A 16,826-nucleotide genomic window follows, 5' to 3' on the forward strand; every position below is an offset into this window, starting at 1 on the left:
CCTGCCAGCCCCCGGCCCACGGCCGGGCGTCCGGGATCAGCCGGCGGACACCCGGATGACCCGTGGCCCCTCGGCGACGAGGCACTCGCCGCGCGCCCAGCACGAGGTGGTCGTCCCCCACACGCCCGGCTGCCCGGGGATGTCCGTGGTCGAGGTGATGTGCTCGAGCACGCCACCCCAGACGCTGTACGACATGCCGCCGGTGAAGCCGGACACCGACAGGCAGAAGGCCCGACTGGTGCAGGAGAGCCCGATCTGGGTGCCCACGTCGGAGGGCGTGCCGGCCCAGCCCGAGGACGGGGTGCGCTGCCACCAGCGGCCGGACTGCTCGACGGCGAGGCACCAGTCGTCGGTGGTGCAGTCGAGGGTGAAGGGCCGCACCATCGAGGTGGTCGAGGCGCCCGACCACCGGGTGCCGTTCCACGACCGCTGGACGCCGGAGGTGACCAGGACGCAGAAACCGGGACCGGAGCACGCCAGCAGACCCCTGTCGGCCGCCGTGCCGGAGAGCCGGACGGGCGCCGACCACCGGCCACCGGAGTACACCGAGGTCGACCCCGTCGTGACGTCGTGGGCCATGCACCAGCCACGGGCCGGGCAGGAGACCGACGACAGCTGCAGCGGGGCTCGGGTCGCCCCCGACCACGTGCCGGCGGAGCGGACCCGGTACCGGCTCACCGAGCTGTTGTCGGTGCCCGTCGCGAGGCACCAGTCGTCGACCGGGCACTCGATGTCGGTGACGCCGAGCTGACGGGTGGACCACGTGGTGCCGTTCCAGGTGTGGACCGACCCGTCGACATCGGTGCCCGCACAGGACACCGCCGACACGCAGGCCAGGGTCGTGATCGGGCCGCTCGTCGGGGCGACCGCCGAGGTCGCCGACCACGACGACCCACGGAACCAGCGCACGCCACCCTCGGGGTAGACCCGGACGCACGCCGTGCTCGAGGCGCAGGACATCGCGAGGGAGCGGCCGCGGAAGCCGTCGACGCCGCCCGACACCGCGCGCCAGACGCTTCCGTCGAACCGGGCCGACTGCCCGCTCCAGTCGCTGCTCAGGCACCACCGGCTCGAGGTGCAGTCGAGCACCGCCCCCACGGAGTCCGTTCCCCCGATGGCCGTGCTGGTGCGCGTCGCCGACCAGGTGCCCGAGGCCAGGACCCAGTAGGCCCCGCCGTCGCCGACGGCGACGCACGACCCGGCGGCCGGGCAGGACACGTCGTGGACCTCCTGCGGTCCGCTCGTCAGCCGGGTGCGCGTCCAGCGCCCGCCGCTCAGCACCGCCGCGTACGAGGTGTAGCCGGCCGTGGAGGTCAACCCCGTGGCCGCGCAGGAGGTCGCCGACCCGCACGACAGGTTGCGCCACTCGACGCCCGTCGGCAGCGTCGTGGTCCCGACCACGCGGGCGCCGTCGAGCTCGAGGACCGTGGCGGCCGAGGTGATCAGCCGGCAGCGCGTCGTGGTGGGGCACGAGACGGCCGAGGCGGCCTTGTCCCCGATGTCGACCTGGCTCCACGTCCCCCCGCGCCAGACCATCACCGAACCGTCGTCGGTGCGCGTGACGACGCAGAAGGTCGGGTCGGCGCACGAGACCCGGGACAGCCCCTCGAAGGGGGAGCCGTCGTCGCGCCGGGGGATGAGCTGGGTGCGGCCCGACCACGCCGTGCCGTCCCAGGTCCGCACCGCACCGTCGCGCTCGAGGGCGACGCACCAGGATGCTGTGGGGCAGTCGACGTCGAGCAGCCCCCCGGTCACCGGGGCGACCGTCGTCGGCGTCCCGACCGTGAGCGGGATGGTGCGCGAGGGGCTGCCGGCGGCCGGGCTCGCGTTCACCCACGGGTCGACGGCCACGACCTCGTACCGGAGGTTCAGGCCGGGTGCCGCGGTGGTGTCGAGGAACGAGGTGTCGGCGGTGGACCCGACGACGCTGCGGTGCGTCCGCCGCCAGGCCTCCCCCTCGTTGACGATCCGTTCCACGCGGTAGGTCAGGGCGTCGGTGGAGGCCGCCCACGCCACCCGGACGGACGTGCCGGTGACCGTGGCGGTCACACCGGTCACGGCTCCGGGCGCTGTGACGTCACCGGCCGGGCCGTTCACCCAGCCGAGCACGTCGACGACGAGCCGCAGGGTGCCACCGGTCGACACGACGACGTCGACGGCACCGGAGGCCGGCAGCACCCCGACCGCCAGCGACGCCTTGGTGCGGCCCTTCTCGAAGTTCAGCGTCGACGAGGTGGGCACTCCGGCACCCCGCGAGACGATCGTCAGGTGCCCGGTGAAGGTGGCGTCGGCCACCGTGACGTTGAGCAGCGCGACACCGGCTCCGGTCGCCGGCACCCCGCCGCGGCCGGCGACGGTGACCGCCCGTCGGTTGCCGCCCACGACCGGCCCACCACCGCCGGGTTCCCGGGTGTCGAGCAGCCGGGTCGGCGCCGTCGTGGCGAGGCTGAGGGCGCCGGGGGGAGACCCCTCGGCCACCCAGCCGACGACGTCGGCGACCAGCCGCACCGAACCCGGGGACGTCACGCGCAGGTCGACGCCACCGTCGGGCCCGATGCCCACGGTCACGAGGTTGGCGACGGTCTCGCCCGTGGCGTAGTTGAGGGTCGAGGTCGGCGCGGCGCCCGGGTCGGTGGGGGAGACCGTGACGTGGCCACCCGCCGTCGACTCGGCCGCCGTGAGGTTGAGGACGACCGCGCCCGCCCGGGTGGCGGGCACACCGCCGCGGCCGGCCACGGCGAGTCCCACCACGCTGCCGCCACGCACCGGCCGTGCCGGGGCACCCACGCCGGTGCGGGTGTCGAGGACGCGGCTGGGCGTCAGGGCAGTGATCCCCCCCGGACCGGGAGCGCCCGCGGCGTCCTCGACCCAGCCCACGACGTCGGCGACGAGGTGCGTGGCGGTCCCGCTGACGTGGAGGTCGACGGCCCCGTCGGTGCCCACGCGCACGAGCGCCGTGTTGCTGACCGTGCGTCCCGCGGACCAGTTGAGCGTCGAGGCGCCGGGCAGCGCCGACCCGTGCGGGTGCGCCGTGAGGTACCCGTTGCCGGTCGTCCCCGTCGCGACGAGGGTGACGAGCACGGCCGAGACACCGCTGGCCGGCACCCCGTGCGCCCCGACGACGCCGAGCGTCGTCGTCGACCCGGCGGCCCGGAGGCCCGCCCCCGCCCCGGTGCCGTTCCTCGTGTCGAGCAGGCGGGCGGCCGGAACCGCGTGGTAGCCGCCCGGCATCGTGTCGGCGGCTGCGGTGGGGGCACCGGCCGTCCGCAGCCCCGTCGTGCCGACCGCCGCGCTCGGGCCCGCCTGCGCCGCCACCCCCGTCGCCGCGACGACCGCCGCCGCCAGCACCGCCGTCCACCGTCGTCCTCGCACGGTCCACCCCTCGCGTTCGTGGCTCCGGGCGCCGTCCGCCGTGCCGCGATCGGAGCATAGGTGGCGGCGCCGACGCCGGGCGCCTGTCCTGCGAGAACTCGCAACCGCGGTCGTCCCGGGCCGCCCGACGGGTGCGGCCACGGGTTCGGTCCGACCCCTCGCGCTGTGAAAGGATCGGGCGACCGCTGTGCACCACCGCCGAGGAGGCCCCGTGACCATGCCTGCCACCGCCGAGGCCCCGGCGTCCACCGCGACCGACGGTCGGGCCCGCCGGGTCCTGCTCAAGCTCTCCGGCGAGGTGTTCGGGGGCGGCAAGGTCGGCGTCGACCCCGACGTCGTGCGCGGCATCGCCCGCCAGATCGCCGAGGCCGTCCGCGAGGGCATCGAGGTCGCCATCGTCGTCGGCGGCGGCAACTTCTTCCGGGGTGCCGAGCTCCAGCAGAAGGGCATGGACCGCTCGCGCGCCGACTACATCGGGATGCTCGGCACCGTGATGAACTGCCTGGCCCTGCAGGACTTCCTCGAGAAGGAGGGGGTCGACACCCGCGTCCAGAGCGCGATCACGATGGGCCAGGTCGCCGAGCCGTACATCCCGCGGCGCGCGATCCGACACCTCGAGAAGGGCCGCGTCGTCATCTTCGGCGCCGGCGCCGGCATGCCGTACTTCTCCACCGACACCGTGAGCGCCCAGCGGGCCCTCGAGTGCAACTGCGACGCCGTGCTCATGAGCAAGAACGGCGTCGACGGCGTCTACGACTCCGACCCGCGCACCAACCCCGACGCCCGCAAGCTCGACAAGGTCACCTTCGCCGAGGCGCTGCGCACCGGGCTCAAGGTCGTCGACGCCGCGGCCTTCAGCCTCTGCATGGACAACCGGCTGCCGATGGTCGTCTTCGGCATGGAGGGCGACGGCAACATCACCCGGGCCCTGCGCGGCGAGCCCATCGGCACGCTCGTGTCCGCCGGCTGACCCGCTCGCGCCACGCCCCGCCTGACACACTGGACCCGCAGCGCGCCGCGCCAGCGACGCCGACCGAAGGAGAACGACCCCCATGATCGACGAGACCCTCTTCGAGGCCGAGGAGAAGATGGAGAAGGCCGTCGAGGTCGCCAAGGAGAGCTTCGCCGGCATCCGCACCGGCCGGGCGCACCCGGGCATGTTCCAGAAGGTCATGGTCGACTACTACGGCGCGCCCACCCCGCTCCAGCAGCTCGCGTCGTTCCAGACGCCCGAGGCGCGCACCATCATCATCAGCCCGTTCGACAAGGGCTCGATGCACGCCATCGAGAAGGCGATCCAGCAGGCCGACCTCGGCGTCAACCCGAGCAACGACGGCAACATCATCCGCTGCACGATGCCGCTGCTCACCGAGGAGCGTCGCCGCGAGTACGTGAAGATGGCCCACACCGAGGCCGAGGAAGCCCGTGTCTCGGTGCGCAACGTGCGCCGCAGCGCGAAGACCACCCTCGAGAAGCTCGTCAAGGACGGCGAGGTCGGCGAGGACGAGGGCACCCGCGCCGAGAAGGAGCTCGAGTCGGTCACCAAGCGCCACGTCGAGCAGATCGACGAGATGCTCAAGCACAAGGAAGCCGAGCTCCTCGAGGTCTGACCCGACGATGCCCGACGCTCCGACCACCCCGGACCCCGCCGCCGAGGACCCCCGTCCCGAGGCCGGTGGTGTGACGACCGAGGACCCCGCCACAACCGCGGACCCGGCCGGCGAGGACGCCGCCGCCGAGCCCGAGGGCGACGCAGCCCGACGGACCCCGCGCGCCGGCCGCGACCTGCGGGCGGCGATCGGTGTCGGGCTGCTGCTCGGCGCCGTGGTCATCGCCAGCCTCGTCATCGACGCCCGCGCGTTCCTCGTCGTCGTCATCGCGGCGATGGTCCTCGGCGCGTGGGAGGTCCGTCGGGCCGTGGCGACCCGGGGCATCCGCGTACCGCTCGTGCCCCTCGTGCTCGGCGCGGTCGGCATGATCGCGGCGGCCTACCTGCGCGGTGCCGAGGCGCTCGTGGTCACCTTCGGCCTCACCGTCGTCGGCCTGCTCGTGTGGCGGGTGGCTGACGGCCTCGTCGGGCCGCGCGCGACCTGGCCGCCTCCGCGCTCGTCGTGTTCTACCCGGTGTTCCTCGGGGGGTTCGCCTCGTTGATGCTCGCCTCGCCCGACGACGGCCGCCAGCGCATCATCACCTTCGTCCTCGTCACCGTGTTCTCCGACATCGGCGGCTACGCGGTCGGGGTGGCCTTCGGGAAGCACCCGATGGCGCCCTCGCTCAGCCCGAAGAAGTCGTGGGAGGGTTTCGCCGGCTCGGTGGGCACGTGCGCCGTCGTCGGGGCCGTCTCGCTGCCACTGCTGCTCGGCGGCGCCTGGTGGGCCGGCGCGATCCTCGGGGCGGTCGCCGCGGGGGCCGCGACGACCGGCGACCTCATCGAGAGCAGCATCAAGCGCGACCTCGGCATCAAGGACATGGGCACGCTGCTGCCCGGCCACGGCGGGCTGATGGACCGCCTCGACTCGCTCGTCGTCGTGGCACCCGTCGCCTGGGCGCTGCTGCTCCTCTTCGTCCCCGGCGGCTGACCCCGCGCCCGTGCGGGCGTCGGTGTCGCGCGGGGGCCACGCCGGGCCCGGTCGCTCCGGGCAGCCGGACCCGACGCGGCGTCAGCTGGCTCGGCGCCCGCTGGAGCGGCCGAGCATCCCCTCGAGCAGCGGAGTCGCGTGCACGACGAGCGTGCCGTCCTCCTGCTCCTCGGTGAGGCGGGTGATCTCGCGGTGGTACCAGTGGTAGACGTGCGGCGAGACCGGGCCGGTGCCGTCGGCGTACATCTGCGCGGCCAGCGTCGGCACGAGGTCGAGCGCGAGACGCGTCTCGGCCTGGCTCGCGCAGGTCTGCAGCACGATGGCGTGGCGGTGCGGGACGGCGAAGACGATGCCGCCGTGGAGGTCGGCGCCCGGCATCCACCGGTTGACGGCCTCGACGAGGAAGCGGGCGAAGGAGGCCGTGTAGGCCGAGTCGCTGACCAGCGCGGAGACCGTGCGGCGCCCGGACCCGAGCCGGACGACCTCGACGTCGGCGGTGTCCATCTCGTGCCGCAGGTTGGTGCGCCCGACCTCCATGAGCGTGGCCACCGAGCGCCGGGTCGCGGCGAGCCGCGAGTCCGGGAGCGTGACGACCGTCGTCGGGAGGTCGAGGGTGAGCACCTCGTCCATGTCCTCGGTGAACGGCAGCGCGTACGAGAAGCCGAGCCCGGTGGCGTGCAGCCGGTCCCGGGCGACGAGCCGCGAGGTGAGCGCGGCGTCGAACTGCTCGGTGGTCAGCGAGTCGACGTCGGTCTCGGCCGCGGCGGTGAGGCGCTCGAGGTGGGCGCGCACCGCCTCGTCGAGCGACTCGCCGTCCGCGTCGACGTCCGGCACCGGGAGGAGCGGACGACGGACGGACGGTGCGGTGGTGGACTGGGCGGAACCCCCTGCGGGCGCGCGCCAGCGATCGAACAGGCCCATGGCCGTGCCTTTCCCTGCATCCTCGCTCCCCTGCGGAGCGAAGTAAAAGAAAGGGTAAAGCCATCCGGGTCCTCCGCGCGGCCGATCCGCCGAATCGGCCGAACGGACATCCCGGGTGGCCGTTGGTCCGGCCGTGGCCCCGGCCCGGAGCGTCGCCGGGTTCGAGCGGTAGGGGTCGACCTGCGACAATCGTGCGGTCATGCCCGATGCCCCCGAGCCCTCGACCCGCCCCGTCCCCGGCCAGCTGACCATGGTCGCGCCCCGGCGCGGGAAGCCGCCGCGCCACCTCGCCGACCTCTCCGTCGAGGAGCGCCGCGCCGCGGTCGCCGCCCTCGGCCACCCGGCCTTCCGGGCCAACCAGCTCTCGACGCACTACTTCGAGCGGCTCGTCGACGCCCCCGAGGAGATGACCGACCTCCCGAAGGCCGTGCGCGACGACCTCGTCCGCGACCTCCTGCCGCCGCTGCTGACGCCGGTGCGCTCCATCACCGCCGACGATGGGGCCACGGTCAAGCAGGTGTGGCGGCTCTTCGACGGCGCCCTCGTCGAGTCGGTCGTCATGCGCTACCCGCACCGGGTGACGGTGTGCATCTCCAGCCAGGCCGGCTGCGGGATGAACTGCCCGTTCTGCGCCACCGGCCAGGAGGGCCTGACCCGCAACATGTCCGCCGGCGAGATCGTCGAGCAGGTCGTGGCCGCCGCGAGGATGCTGCGCCACGGCGGGCTCCCCGAGATCGGTGCGCCCACCGACGGCGCGGGCCTCGGCGAGGAGGCCGACGACGCGTCCGAGCCGGCCGGTCCGACCCGCGTGAGCAACGTCGTCTTCATGGGCATGGGGGAGGCGCTGGCCAACTACAAGGCGGCGATCGGGGCGATCCGCCGGCTCACGGAGGCCCCGCCCGCCGGGCTCGGCATCTCGGCGCGGGGCATCACGATGTCGTCGGTCGGGCTCGTGCCGGGCATCGACAAGCTGGCCGCTGAGGGCATCCCGGTCACCCTGGCCCTCTCGCTGCACGCCCCGGACGACGAGCTGCGCGACGAGCTCGTGCCCATCAACACGCGCTGGAAGGTCGACGAGGCCATCGACTCCGCGTACCGGTACTACGAGGCCACCGGCCGGCGGGTGAGCATCGAGTACGCGCTGATCCGTGACATCAACGACCAGGCCTGGCGCGCCGACCTGCTCGGCGACAAGCTGGCCGCCCGCGGCAGGGGCTGGGTGCACGTCAACCCGATCCCGCTCAACCCGACGCCCGGGTCGAAGTGGACCGCCTCGCGCCGTGGGGTCGAGCAGCAGTTCGTCGAGCGGCTGCGGGCCCACGGCATCCCCACGACGGTCCGCGACACCCGCGGCTCGGAGATCGACGGCGCCTGCGGGCAGCTCGCCGCCTCCACCGCCTGACCTCGGACGGCCGGGCACCCACAGGTGCCTGACCCGGGTCACCCCGTGGGGCTACGCTCCGCACATGCGACGTCGCCTGCTCGGAGCGGCCGCGGTCCTCGCCGTGGCCCTGGGCGGGTGTGCCACGTCCTCCGAGCTGCCGGCGAACCTGCAGGCGAAGAGCTCGCACGAGGCGGCCCACGCCGCGGCCACCGCGACCCCCTCGGCCACGCCGACCCGCCCCGACGTCCCGCTCCGGAAGGGCGAGCGGTTCGTCGAGGTCCGGCTGCCCGCCGCCTACACGCCGACGGCACCGACGGCCAGGGGCACCGACGACTACCGCTGCTTCCTGCTCGACCCCCGGCTGGCCACCGACCAGCTCGTCAGTGGCGTCGACATCCGTCCGGACAACGCGGCCCTGGTGCACCACGTCATCGTCTCGCGCGTGCCGCCCAGCGGTGTCGCGCAGGCCGAGCGGCTCGACGCCGCCACGCCCGGCGACGGCTGGACCTGCTTCGGGGGCAGCGGGATCCAGGGCATCGGGGTCAACCTCGACGACGCCGACTGGGTCGGCGCCTGGGCGCCCGGCGGTGGCGAGCGGGTGATGGCGGACGACATCGGCATCCCGCTGACGGCCCACAGCCGGCTCGTCGTCCAGATCCACTACAACCTGCTCGCCGGCAGCGGCACCGACCGCAGCACCGTGCGGCTGCGCCTCTCCGAGGCCGCGGGCAGCCGCAAGAAGGCCCTCGACACGATGCTCCTCCCGGCGCCCGTCGAGCTGCCGTGCCGCGATGACCGGAAGGCCGGGCTGTGCAGCCGCGCCGTCTCGGTGTCCGACGTCTCCCGCCGGTTCGACGAGCGACCGGCCACCGCCGACCTGCTGCACCTGCTCTGCGGACCGGTCGTCCCCGGTCCGGTGCAGAGCTGCACGCGAACGGTCCGCGAGCCCGGCACGATCCGGGCCGTGGCCGGGCACATGCACCTGCTCGGGCGGGCCATCACCGTCGACGTCGACAAGGGCTCGGCGAAGGCCCAGCGGGTGCTCGACATCGCGAACTGGGACTTCGACGACCAGGGGAGCATCCCGCTCCGTACACCGGTGACGGTGGCGAAGGGCGACACCGTCACGGTCACCTGCCGGCACGACCAGTCGCTGCGCGACCGCCTGCCGGCCTTCCGGGGCCAGCCGGAGCGCTACGTCGTCTGGGGCGAGGGCACCACCGACGAGATGTGCCTCGGGATCGTCCTGCTCACCCGTCCGTGAGCACCGCGGCGGCCTCGGTGACGTCGTCGACGAGGTGCACGCGCCCGGCCATCGGGCGTCCTGCGGCCAGGGCCTGCAGGGCCGGCCACACGGGGACGGTCTCGCTCCAGTGGGTGCGGCCGACGAGGACGAGCCGCGGCAGCGGCGTGCCGTCGGTGGGCTCGACCCCGTAGTAGAGGCGGGTCGCGGCCTGGAACACCTCCTGCACGGTGCCGGCCGCGCCCTCGAGCACGACGACACCGGCCGTGCAGCGGGCGAGCAGCCCGTCCTCGCGGATCGCGTTGGAGAAGAACTTCGCGATGCCGTCGCAGAACACGTTCGGCGGCTCGTGGCCGTAGAACCAGGTCGGGATGCCGATGCTGCGCGGTCCGTCGCCGACCGGAGGCGCGCCCAGGCGCTCGCGGACGTCGAGGGCCAGGGTCGCCCAGGCGCGCACGTCCGGCCGGAACGACGGCACGGCGTGCAGGGCCTCGAGGGCGTCGGCCAGGGCGTCCGGCGTCGGTGCCAGCGCCCCGAGGTTGGCCGCCTCCATCGCCCCCGGGCCGCCGCCCGTGGCGACGACGAGGCCGGTGCGGGCCAGGGCGTGCCCGAGGGCGGCCGCGCGGGCGAACACCGGGTCGGTGCGCACGAGGGCGTGCCCGCCCATGACGCCGACGACCGGTGCGTCGCCCAGCAGGTCGGTCAGCGCGTCGCCGACGGAGTCGTCGTGCACGGCGCGCAGCAGGGTGACGAACACGTCGTGGCCGACGGCGGCGTCGCGGGACCAGCGGTAGGCGCGGGCGTCCGGGGTCGACTCGTAGCCCGTCTCGCGCAGGCCGTCGTAGAGCTCGTCGGGGGAGTAGAGGGTCGCCCGGTAGGGGTCGACGGGCGCGCGGGGGTCGGTGGGGAACACGAGCGCGCCGTGCTCGCGCAGGTGGTGCTCGAGCCCGTCGGGCAGCCGGCCGCCGAGGACGACGAGGCCCTCGACGTCGTCGCGGGCCAGCAGCCGGTCGACGCGGCCGGTGAGGTCGAGGTCCTGTAGGCGCAGGCCGCGCAGCGACGTCCCGGCGTCGAGCGCCGCGTCGAGGGCGGCCAGGGTCTCGATCTCGCGCACCCCGCGAACCTACCCGGCGGCCGGGAGGTCTCGGGCGCTCAGTGCCCTCCGCCGGTGAGCCGGCCGAGCAGGCCCGCGACCCGGCTCGGACGCCCGGTGCGCGCCTCCTCGGCGTCCTCGGCCCGGGCGAGCTGCAGCCCGGCGTTGACCCCGACCCAGCGCAGCGGCTCGGGCTCCCACGACGGCGAGCGGTGGCCGACCCACGGCAGCTCGGTGAGGGCCGAGGAACGGCCCAGCACGAGGTCGGCCAGCGTGCGGCCCGCGAGGTTCGTAGCCGCCACGCCGTCGCCGACGTACCCGCCCGCGCGGCCGGTGCGCGTCGCCGGGTCCCACGTGACCGAGGGGTGCCAGTCGCGGGGGATGCCGAGCGGGCCGCCCCACGCGTGGGTGAACCGGACGCCCTCGAGCGCCGGCAGCAAGGTGGTCAGCGTCGAGCGCAGGGAGGCGAAGACGCGCTCCTCGTGGTCGAACGCCGGACTGATGGTCGACCCGAGGTGGTACGGAGCACCCCTGCCGCCGAACGCGATCCGGTCGTCGACGGTGCGCTGGCCGTAGATGACCATGTGCCCGTGGTCGGCGAACACCTCGCGCTGGGCGAGGCCGACCTGCGCCCACTGCGACGCCGACAGCACCTCCGTGGCGACCATGAGCGAGTACACGGGGATGACCGCCCGCTCGTGCCCGGGCAGCTGCGGCGTCCATCCCTCGGTGGCGAGGACGACTGCACCCGCCGAGAGCCGCCGCCCGTCGGCGAGCACCACGACGCCGTCGCCGGCCCGGCCGACCCGCACCCCCTCGACGACCCGTCCTCCCCGCCGGCGCACCGCAGCGGCCAGCCCGTCGACGAGGTCACGCGGCTGCACGCGCGCGCAGTTCGGGTTGAAGGTGGCGCCGCGAACAGGGTTGGCGCCCAGCCGTTCCCGTGCGGCTGCGGCCTCGAGCCACACGGTGCCGTCGCCCCACGACGCGCCGTGCTCGGCCTCCGCCCGGGCCCGCACCTCCTGGGCCGGGGTCCGGGCGACGACGAGCGTCCCGCCCTTGGTGTAGCCGCTCCCGAGGCCCTCCTCGGCGTCGACCCGGCCGACCTCGTCGACCGTGTCGCGCAGCGCCGCGAGGTGGGCCAGCGTCGCCTCGCGCCCCGAGCGCGCGGCCAGGACATCGGGCGAGACGGGCCACAGGGCCGAGACCCAGCCGCCGTTGCGCCCGCTCGCCCGAAGCCCACGTGCTCGGCCTCGATGACCAGCACGTCGAGGGAGGGCTGGGCCCGCAGCAGGTAGTACGCCGTCCACAGCCCGGTGAACCCGCCGCCCACGACGACGACGTCGGCTCGCAGCGGCAGGTCGGCGCCGGTGTCGGCGGGGGAGGGGGTCGAGCCCGCCGTGCGGGTGTCCCACCACAGCGGCGCGGTGCCGGTGGCGGTCATCCTCAGAGGTGGTTCTCGGCCTCGGTGAGCACCGAGCGCAGCCGGCGCTCGATCTCGTCGAACTCGGCCGGACCCATGGTCAGCGGGGGAGCGAGCTGCACGACGGGGTCGCCGCGGTCGTCGGCCCGGCAGTAGAGCCCGGCGTCGAAGAGCGCCTTGGAGAGGAACCCGCGCAGCAGCCGCTCGGACTCGGCGTCGTCGAAGGTCTCGCGGGTCACCTTGTCCTTGACGAGCTCTATCCCGTAGAAGTACCCGGCGCCGCGCACGTCGCCGACGAGCGGCAGGTCGAGCAGCTTGTCGAGCGTGCGCTTGAAGACGGGGGCGTTCTCCTTGACCCGGTCGTTGAGCCCTTCGCGGTCGAAGATGTCGAGGTTGGCCATCGCCGCCGCGCACGACACCGGGTGACCGCCCCAGGTGTAGCCGTGGGGGAAGTACGTGGTGCCCTTGCGGAACGGCTCGAACAACCGGTCGCTGGCGATCATCAGCCCGAGGGGGCGTACCCCGAGGTGATGCCCTTGGCCGTCGTGATGATGTCGGGCTGGTAGCCGAGGTCCTGGCACGCGAACATCGAGCCGATCCGGCCGAACGCGCAGATCGTCTCGTCGGACACGAGCAGCACGTCGTACTCGTCGCAGATCTCGCGGACCCGGTCGAAGTAGCCGGCCGGCGGCGGGAAGCACCCGCCGGAGTTCTGCACCGGCTCGAGGAAGACCGCCGCGACGGAGTCGGGGCCCTCGAACTCGATGGCCTCGGCGATGCGGTCGGCGGCCCAGCGGCCGAACGCCTTCTCGTCCTCGCGCAGGTGCTCGGGCGCACGGTAGATGTTCGTGTTCGGCACCTTGTGGCCACCGGGGACCAGCGGCTCGAAGGGCAGCTTCGCGTCGGGGATGCCGGTGATGGACAGGGCGCCCTGCGGGGTGCCGTGGTAGGCCACCGACCGGGAGATGACCTTGTGCTTCGTCGGCTTGCCGGTGAGCTTGAAGTACTGCTTCGCGAGCTTCCACGCGGTCTCGACGGCCTCGCCGCCACCGGTGGTGAAGAAGACGCGGTTGAGGTCGCCGGGGGCGTTGTGCGCGAGGCGCTCGGCGAGCTCGATGGCCCGCGGGTGCGCGTAGGACCACAACGGGAAGAAGGCCAGCTCGGAGGCCTGCTTCGCCATCGCCTCGGCGATCTCGGTGCGGCCGTGCCCGACGTTGGTGACGAAGAGCCCGGCGAGGGCGTCGATGTACTCGTTGCCCCGGTCGTCCCAGATCCGCCAGCCCTCACCCTTGGTGATGATCGGCACGGAGTGGCCCAGGCCGCCCTCCTCGCGGTCCTCGAACACCGAGTGCCGCGTGAAGTGCATCCACAGGTGGTCGCGGGCGGCGTCGGAGTACAGCGCCCCCGTGCCCGTGTGGCGGTCGGAGGAGGGTTCCCAGACGTCGTTCGGGTGGATGCTCACCGTGTGCCCCAGTTGTAGTGCTGCTTGTTGAGCTTGAGGTAGACGAAGGTCTCGGTGCTCGTGACCCCCGGCAGCGGCCGGATGCGCTGGGTGAGCAGCTCGAGGAGGTGGTCGTCGTCCTCGCAGACCACCTCGGCCAGCACGTCGAAGGAGCCGGCCGTCGTGACGACGTAGTCGACCTCCGGCATCGCCGAGAGCGCCTCGCCGAGGTCGAGGAGGTTGCCCGAGGCCCGCACGCCGATCATCGCCTGGCGGCGGAAGCCCACCTGGAGGGGGTCGGTGACGGCGACGATCTGCATGACGTCGGCGTCGAGGAGGCGCTGCACCCGCTGGCGGACCGCGGCCTCGGAGAGCCCGACGGCCTTGGCGATCGCGGCGTAGGACTGCCGGCCGTCCTCCTGCAGCAGCTCGATGATCCGCTTGGCCACGTCGTCGAGACGGATCTCGGGGGACCGTTCCCGGTTCTGGCGTGAAGTCACCGGGACATCGTGGCCGGTGCGGGGGCCGCGCGCAAGTGACCGGGCGCGGAATCCGCAACATCCAGGACATCTCCCAGTGACTTTCCCGTGCAAATCCGGACCGACCCTAGTGATTTCGCGGTTCCGCGTACTACTGTGCCCGCACGACCCGCCGCCCTCGCCACCGATCCCGGGAGCACCCCAGATGAGCACCCCCGTGTCCTGCGCAACTTCGTCGACGGTGCCCACGCGGACGCCAGCACCGACGCCACGACCGATGTCGTCAACCCCTCGACCGGTCAGGTCGTCGCCGCCGCCCCGGTGAGCAGCGCCGAGGACGTCGACGCCGCCTACGCCGCCGCGTCGCGCGCCTTCGCCGGCGAGTGGGGCGCCACGACCCCGAGCGAGCGCCAGCAGGCCCTCCTGAAGATCGCCGACGCCCTCGAGTCGCGGGCCGAGGAGATCATCGCCGTCGAGTCGGAGAACACCGGCAAGATCCACGCGCTCACGGCGAGCGAGGAGATCCCGCCGATGGTCGACCAGCTGCGGTTCTTCGCCGGTGCCGCCCGCGTGCTCGAGGGCCGCGCGGCGGGGGAGTACCTGAAGGGTCACACCTCGTGGGTCCGGCGCGAGCCGATCGGGGTCGTCGGGCAGGTCACGCCGTGGAACTACCCGCTGCTCATGGCGGTGTGGAAGATCGCCCCGGCGCTCGCGGCCGGCAACAGCGTGGTGCTCAAGCCGAGCGACACCACCCCCGAGTCCACCCTCCTGCTCGCCGAGATCGCCTCCGAGTTCCTCCCGGCCGGCACCCTCAACGTCGTCACCGGCGACCGCACCACGGGCCGGCTCGTCGTCGAGCACCCGACCCCCTCGCTCGTCGCCATCACCGGCTCGGTCCGCGCCGGTGCCGAGGTGGCCGCCAGCGCGGCGCCGCAGGTCAAGCGCGTGCACCTCGAGCTCGGCGGCAAGGCGCCGGTCGTGGTCTTCGACGACGCCGACATCGAGGCCGCGGTCGAGGGCATCGCCATCGCCGGGTACTTCAACGCCGGACAGGACTGCACCGCCGCCACCCGCGTCCTCGCCGCCCCCGGCATCCACGACGACTTCGTCGCCGCGCTCGCCGAGTACGCGAAGAGCTCGGCCCCCGTCGGCATGCCCGACGACGACGACGCGCTGTTCGGGCCGGTCAACAACGCGAACCAGCTCGCGCGCGTCTCGGGCTTCATCGAACGCCTGCCCTCGCACGCCACGGTCTCGGCCGGCGGCAACCGGGTCACCGCGCTCGGCGACGGGTTCTTCCTCGAGCCCACGGTCCTCTCCGGCCTGAACCAGGACGACGAGGCCATCCAGAACGAGATCTTCGGGCCGGTCATCACCGTCCAGCGCTTCACCGACGAGGCCGAGGCCATCGCCTGGGCGAACGGCGTCGACTACGGGCTCGCGTCCTCGGTGTGGACCAAGGACTTCGGCCGCGCGATGCGGATGAGCAAGGCCCTCGACTTCGGGTGCGTGTGGATCAACACCCACATCCCGCTCGTCGCCGAGATGCCGCACGGCGGCTACAAGAAGTCCGGGTACGGCAAGGACCTGTCGATGTACGGGTTCGAGGACTACACCCGCATCAAGCACGTCATGGCGAACATCGAGAGCTGAGGACACACATGGCACCCCTTCGACGGCGACCCCCGCCGACCCCGCCGTGCGCGGGCTGGTCCGCGCCGCGCGGACCTCGCAGCTCTCCCGGCGGTCCCTGCTGGGCGGCGCGACCCTCGGCGGCGCGGCGGCCGCGCTGTCCGCCTGCGCGCCACCGGCCCCACCGGCCGGCGGGGCTGCCGCCCTGAAGCTGCCCGACGACCTCTCGGACACCGAGAAGGTCGTGCGCTGGGCCAACTGGACGGCCTACCTCGACTACGACGAGGACACCAAGCAGTACCCCACGCTCCAGGCCTTCATCAAGGACACGGGCATCCAGGCGACGTACTCCGAGGACATCGAGGACAACGACGCCTACTTCAACAAGATCGCGCCGCAGCTGCGGGGCAAGCAGGACATCGGGAAGGACATCTTCGTCTTCACCGACTGGATGGCCAACCGGGTCATCCGCGACCAGCTGGCCCAGCCCCTCGAGATCATCCGGATGCCCAACGCGAGCAACCTGCTCGACAGCCTCAAGGACGTCAGCTTCGACCCGGGCCGGCAGTACTCGCTCACGTGGCAGTCCGGTTTCGCCGGCATCGGCTACGACAAGGCCCGCCTCGGCCGCGAGATCAAGAGCCTCGACGACCTCTGGCAGGACGACCTCAAGGGCCGCATCGTCGTGCTCAGCGAGTTCCGCGACACGGTGGCCCTGGTCATGCAGAGCCAGGGCGTCGACATCACGCAGGGCTGGGGCAAGGCCGAGTTCGAGAAGGGCGTGGCCGTCATCCAGGAGAAGCTCGACCAGGGCTACATCCGCAAGATCAAGGGCAACAGCTACCTCGAGGACCTCAAGTCGGGCAACGCCCTCGCGGGCATCGTCTGGAGCGGCGACCTGTTCATCCTGCGTGCCGAGACCGAGAACGACAACTGGGAGTTCGTGATCCCCGAGTCGGGCGGGACGCTGTGGAGCGACAACATGATGGTCCCCATCACCTCCACGCACCGCCGCAACGCGATGACCCTCATGAACTACTACTACGACCCCGCGGTGGCCGCCCAGGTGGCCGCCTGGGTCAACTACGTCTGCCCCGTGACGGGGCCCAGGAGGAGCTCGCCAAGAGCGACCCCGAGCTGGCCGAGAGCCCGTTCATCTTCCCGTCCGCGGACTACATCAAGGAGAAGAACATCCAGGGCTTCCGGGCGCTCTCGCCCGAGGAGGACCAGGAGTTCAGCGGCATCTGGCAGAAGGTGAT

The 16,826-nt window shown here is 73.2% G+C and carries 13 protein-coding genes and 2 pseudogenes; 8 read left to right on the top strand and 7 right to left on the bottom strand.

All coding sequences use genetic code 11. The features are described from left to right. Positions 1 to 36: 36 nt before the first annotated feature. Positions 37 to 3,372 (bottom strand): hypothetical protein, encoded by a 3,336-nt coding sequence (locus G7075_RS03720; RefSeq protein WP_166118983.1) that lies wholly within the window; start codon positions 3,370 to 3,372, stop codon positions 37 to 39. 217 nt (positions 3,373 to 3,589) lie between these two features. On the opposite strand from G7075_RS03720, the gene pyrH reads away from it, so the two are divergent. The 4 genes from pyrH to G7075_RS22435 all read left to right on the top strand — a co-directional run bounded on the left by pyrH (position 3,590) and on the right by G7075_RS22435 (position 5,951). Then, positions 3,590 to 4,342, top strand: coding sequence for a UMP kinase (pyrH, locus tag G7075_RS03725; RefSeq protein WP_166124203.1), 753 nt, complete (start codon positions 3,590 to 3,592; stop codon positions 4,340 to 4,342). 82 nt (positions 4,343 to 4,424) lie between these two features. Then, complete coding sequence (gene frr / locus G7075_RS03730; RefSeq protein WP_166118985.1) at positions 4,425 to 4,982, top strand: ribosome recycling factor; 558 nt, start codon at positions 4,425 to 4,427, stop codon at positions 4,980 to 4,982. A 7-nt stretch (positions 4,983 to 4,989) separates the two neighbouring features. Further along, the gene (locus G7075_RS22430) at positions 4,990 to 5,523 is read left to right on the top strand and encodes a phosphatidate cytidylyltransferase (RefSeq protein WP_371814168.1); all 534 of its coding nucleotides are present in this window, start codon (positions 4,990 to 4,992) and stop codon (positions 5,521 to 5,523) included. Next, positions 5,496 to 5,951 carry a phosphatidate cytidylyltransferase gene (locus G7075_RS22435; RefSeq protein WP_371814268.1) on the top strand — a complete coding sequence of 152 codons (456 nt, stop codon included), beginning with the start codon at positions 5,496 to 5,498 and terminating at the stop codon, positions 5,949 to 5,951. The genes G7075_RS22430 and G7075_RS22435 overlap by 28 nt, the downstream gene beginning before the upstream one ends. An 81-nt stretch (positions 5,952 to 6,032) precedes the next feature. Here G7075_RS22435 and G7075_RS03740 read toward each other — a convergent pair whose 3' ends face one another. Beyond that, positions 6,033 to 6,785: a hypothetical protein gene (locus tag G7075_RS03740; protein WP_166118988.1), complete on the bottom strand. Its 753-nt coding sequence runs from the start codon at positions 6,783 to 6,785 to the stop codon at positions 6,033 to 6,035. 286 nt (positions 6,786 to 7,071) lie between these two features. Between G7075_RS03740 and rlmN the strand changes: the two genes are divergently transcribed. Continuing rightward, positions 7,072 to 8,274 (top strand): 23S rRNA (adenine(2503)-C(2))-methyltransferase RlmN, encoded by a 1,203-nt coding sequence (rlmN, locus tag G7075_RS03745; RefSeq protein ID WP_166118990.1) that lies wholly within the window; start codon positions 7,072 to 7,074, stop codon positions 8,272 to 8,274. Positions 8,275 to 8,338: 64 nt separating this feature from the next. Continuing rightward, positions 8,339 to 9,520 carry a hypothetical protein gene (locus G7075_RS03750; RefSeq protein ID WP_166118992.1) on the top strand — a complete coding sequence of 394 codons (1,182 nt, stop codon included), beginning with the start codon at positions 8,339 to 8,341 and terminating at the stop codon, positions 9,518 to 9,520. On the opposite strand, the gene G7075_RS03755 is transcribed toward G7075_RS03750, so the two are convergent. The 5 genes and pseudogenes from G7075_RS03755 to G7075_RS03770 all read right to left on the bottom strand — a co-directional run bounded on the left by G7075_RS03755 (position 9,507) and on the right by G7075_RS03770 (position 13,956). Beyond that, a complete protein-coding gene (locus tag G7075_RS03755; RefSeq protein ID WP_166118994.1) occupies positions 9,507 to 10,613 on the bottom strand; it encodes an LOG family protein in 1,107 nt (368 codons plus the stop codon). The genes G7075_RS03750 and G7075_RS03755 overlap by 14 nt on opposite strands. A gap of 38 nt (positions 10,614 to 10,651) precedes the next feature. Further along, positions 10,652 to 11,902, bottom strand: a complete 1,251-nt coding sequence (locus tag G7075_RS03760) for an FAD-binding oxidoreductase (RefSeq protein ID WP_240917865.1) — start codon at positions 11,900 to 11,902, stop codon at positions 10,652 to 10,654. Continuing rightward, positions 11,794 to 12,036, bottom strand: a pseudogene (locus G7075_RS22440) (FAD-dependent oxidoreductase); the annotation flags it as partial. The pseudogene G7075_RS22440 and the gene G7075_RS03760, both read right to left, overlap by 109 nt. Before the next feature lie 2 nt (positions 12,037 to 12,038). Further along, positions 12,039 to 13,381, bottom strand: a pseudogene (locus G7075_RS03765) (aspartate aminotransferase family protein). A 92-nt stretch (positions 13,382 to 13,473) separates the two neighbouring features. Then, the gene (locus tag G7075_RS03770; protein WP_166118997.1) at positions 13,474 to 13,956 is read right to left on the bottom strand and encodes an Lrp/AsnC family transcriptional regulator; all 483 of its coding nucleotides are present in this window, start codon (positions 13,954 to 13,956) and stop codon (positions 13,474 to 13,476) included. 135 nt (positions 13,957 to 14,091) lie between these two features. Between G7075_RS03770 and G7075_RS03775 the strand changes: the two genes are divergently transcribed. Both G7075_RS03775 and G7075_RS03780 read left to right on the top strand, forming a co-directional pair. Beyond that, positions 14,092 to 15,588: an aminobutyraldehyde dehydrogenase gene (locus tag G7075_RS03775; RefSeq protein WP_205860610.1), complete on the top strand. Its 1,497-nt coding sequence runs from the start codon at positions 14,092 to 14,094 to the stop codon at positions 15,586 to 15,588. Between the two features lie 46 nt (positions 15,589 to 15,634). Beyond that, on the top strand, positions 15,635 to 16,825 hold the full coding sequence (locus tag G7075_RS03780) for a spermidine/putrescine ABC transporter substrate-binding protein (RefSeq protein ID WP_240917866.1): 1,191 nt from the start codon (positions 15,635 to 15,637) through the stop codon (positions 16,823 to 16,825). Position 16,826: the final 1 nt, after the last annotated feature.

Source organism: Phycicoccus sp. HDW14, from assembly GCF_011383005.1.
GTDB lineage: Bacteria > Actinomycetota > Actinomycetes > Actinomycetales > Dermatophilaceae > Phycicoccus.

Coding starts and splice junctions, on each gene's coding strand:
- pyrH (WP_166124203.1), top strand. CDS start 3,590: ATGCCTGCCACCGCCGAGGCCCCGGCGTCCACCGCGACCGACGGTCGG.
- frr (WP_166118985.1), top strand. CDS start 4,425: ATGATCGACGAGACCCTCTTCGAGGCCGAGGAGAAGATGGAGAAGGCC.
- G7075_RS22430 (WP_371814168.1), top strand. CDS start 4,990: ATGCCCGACGCTCCGACCACCCCGGACCCCGCCGCCGAGGACCCCCGT.
- rlmN (WP_166118990.1), top strand. CDS start 7,072: ATGCCCGATGCCCCCGAGCCCTCGACCCGCCCCGTCCCCGGCCAGCTG.
- G7075_RS03750 (WP_166118992.1), top strand. CDS start 8,339: ATGCGACGTCGCCTGCTCGGAGCGGCCGCGGTCCTCGCCGTGGCCCTG.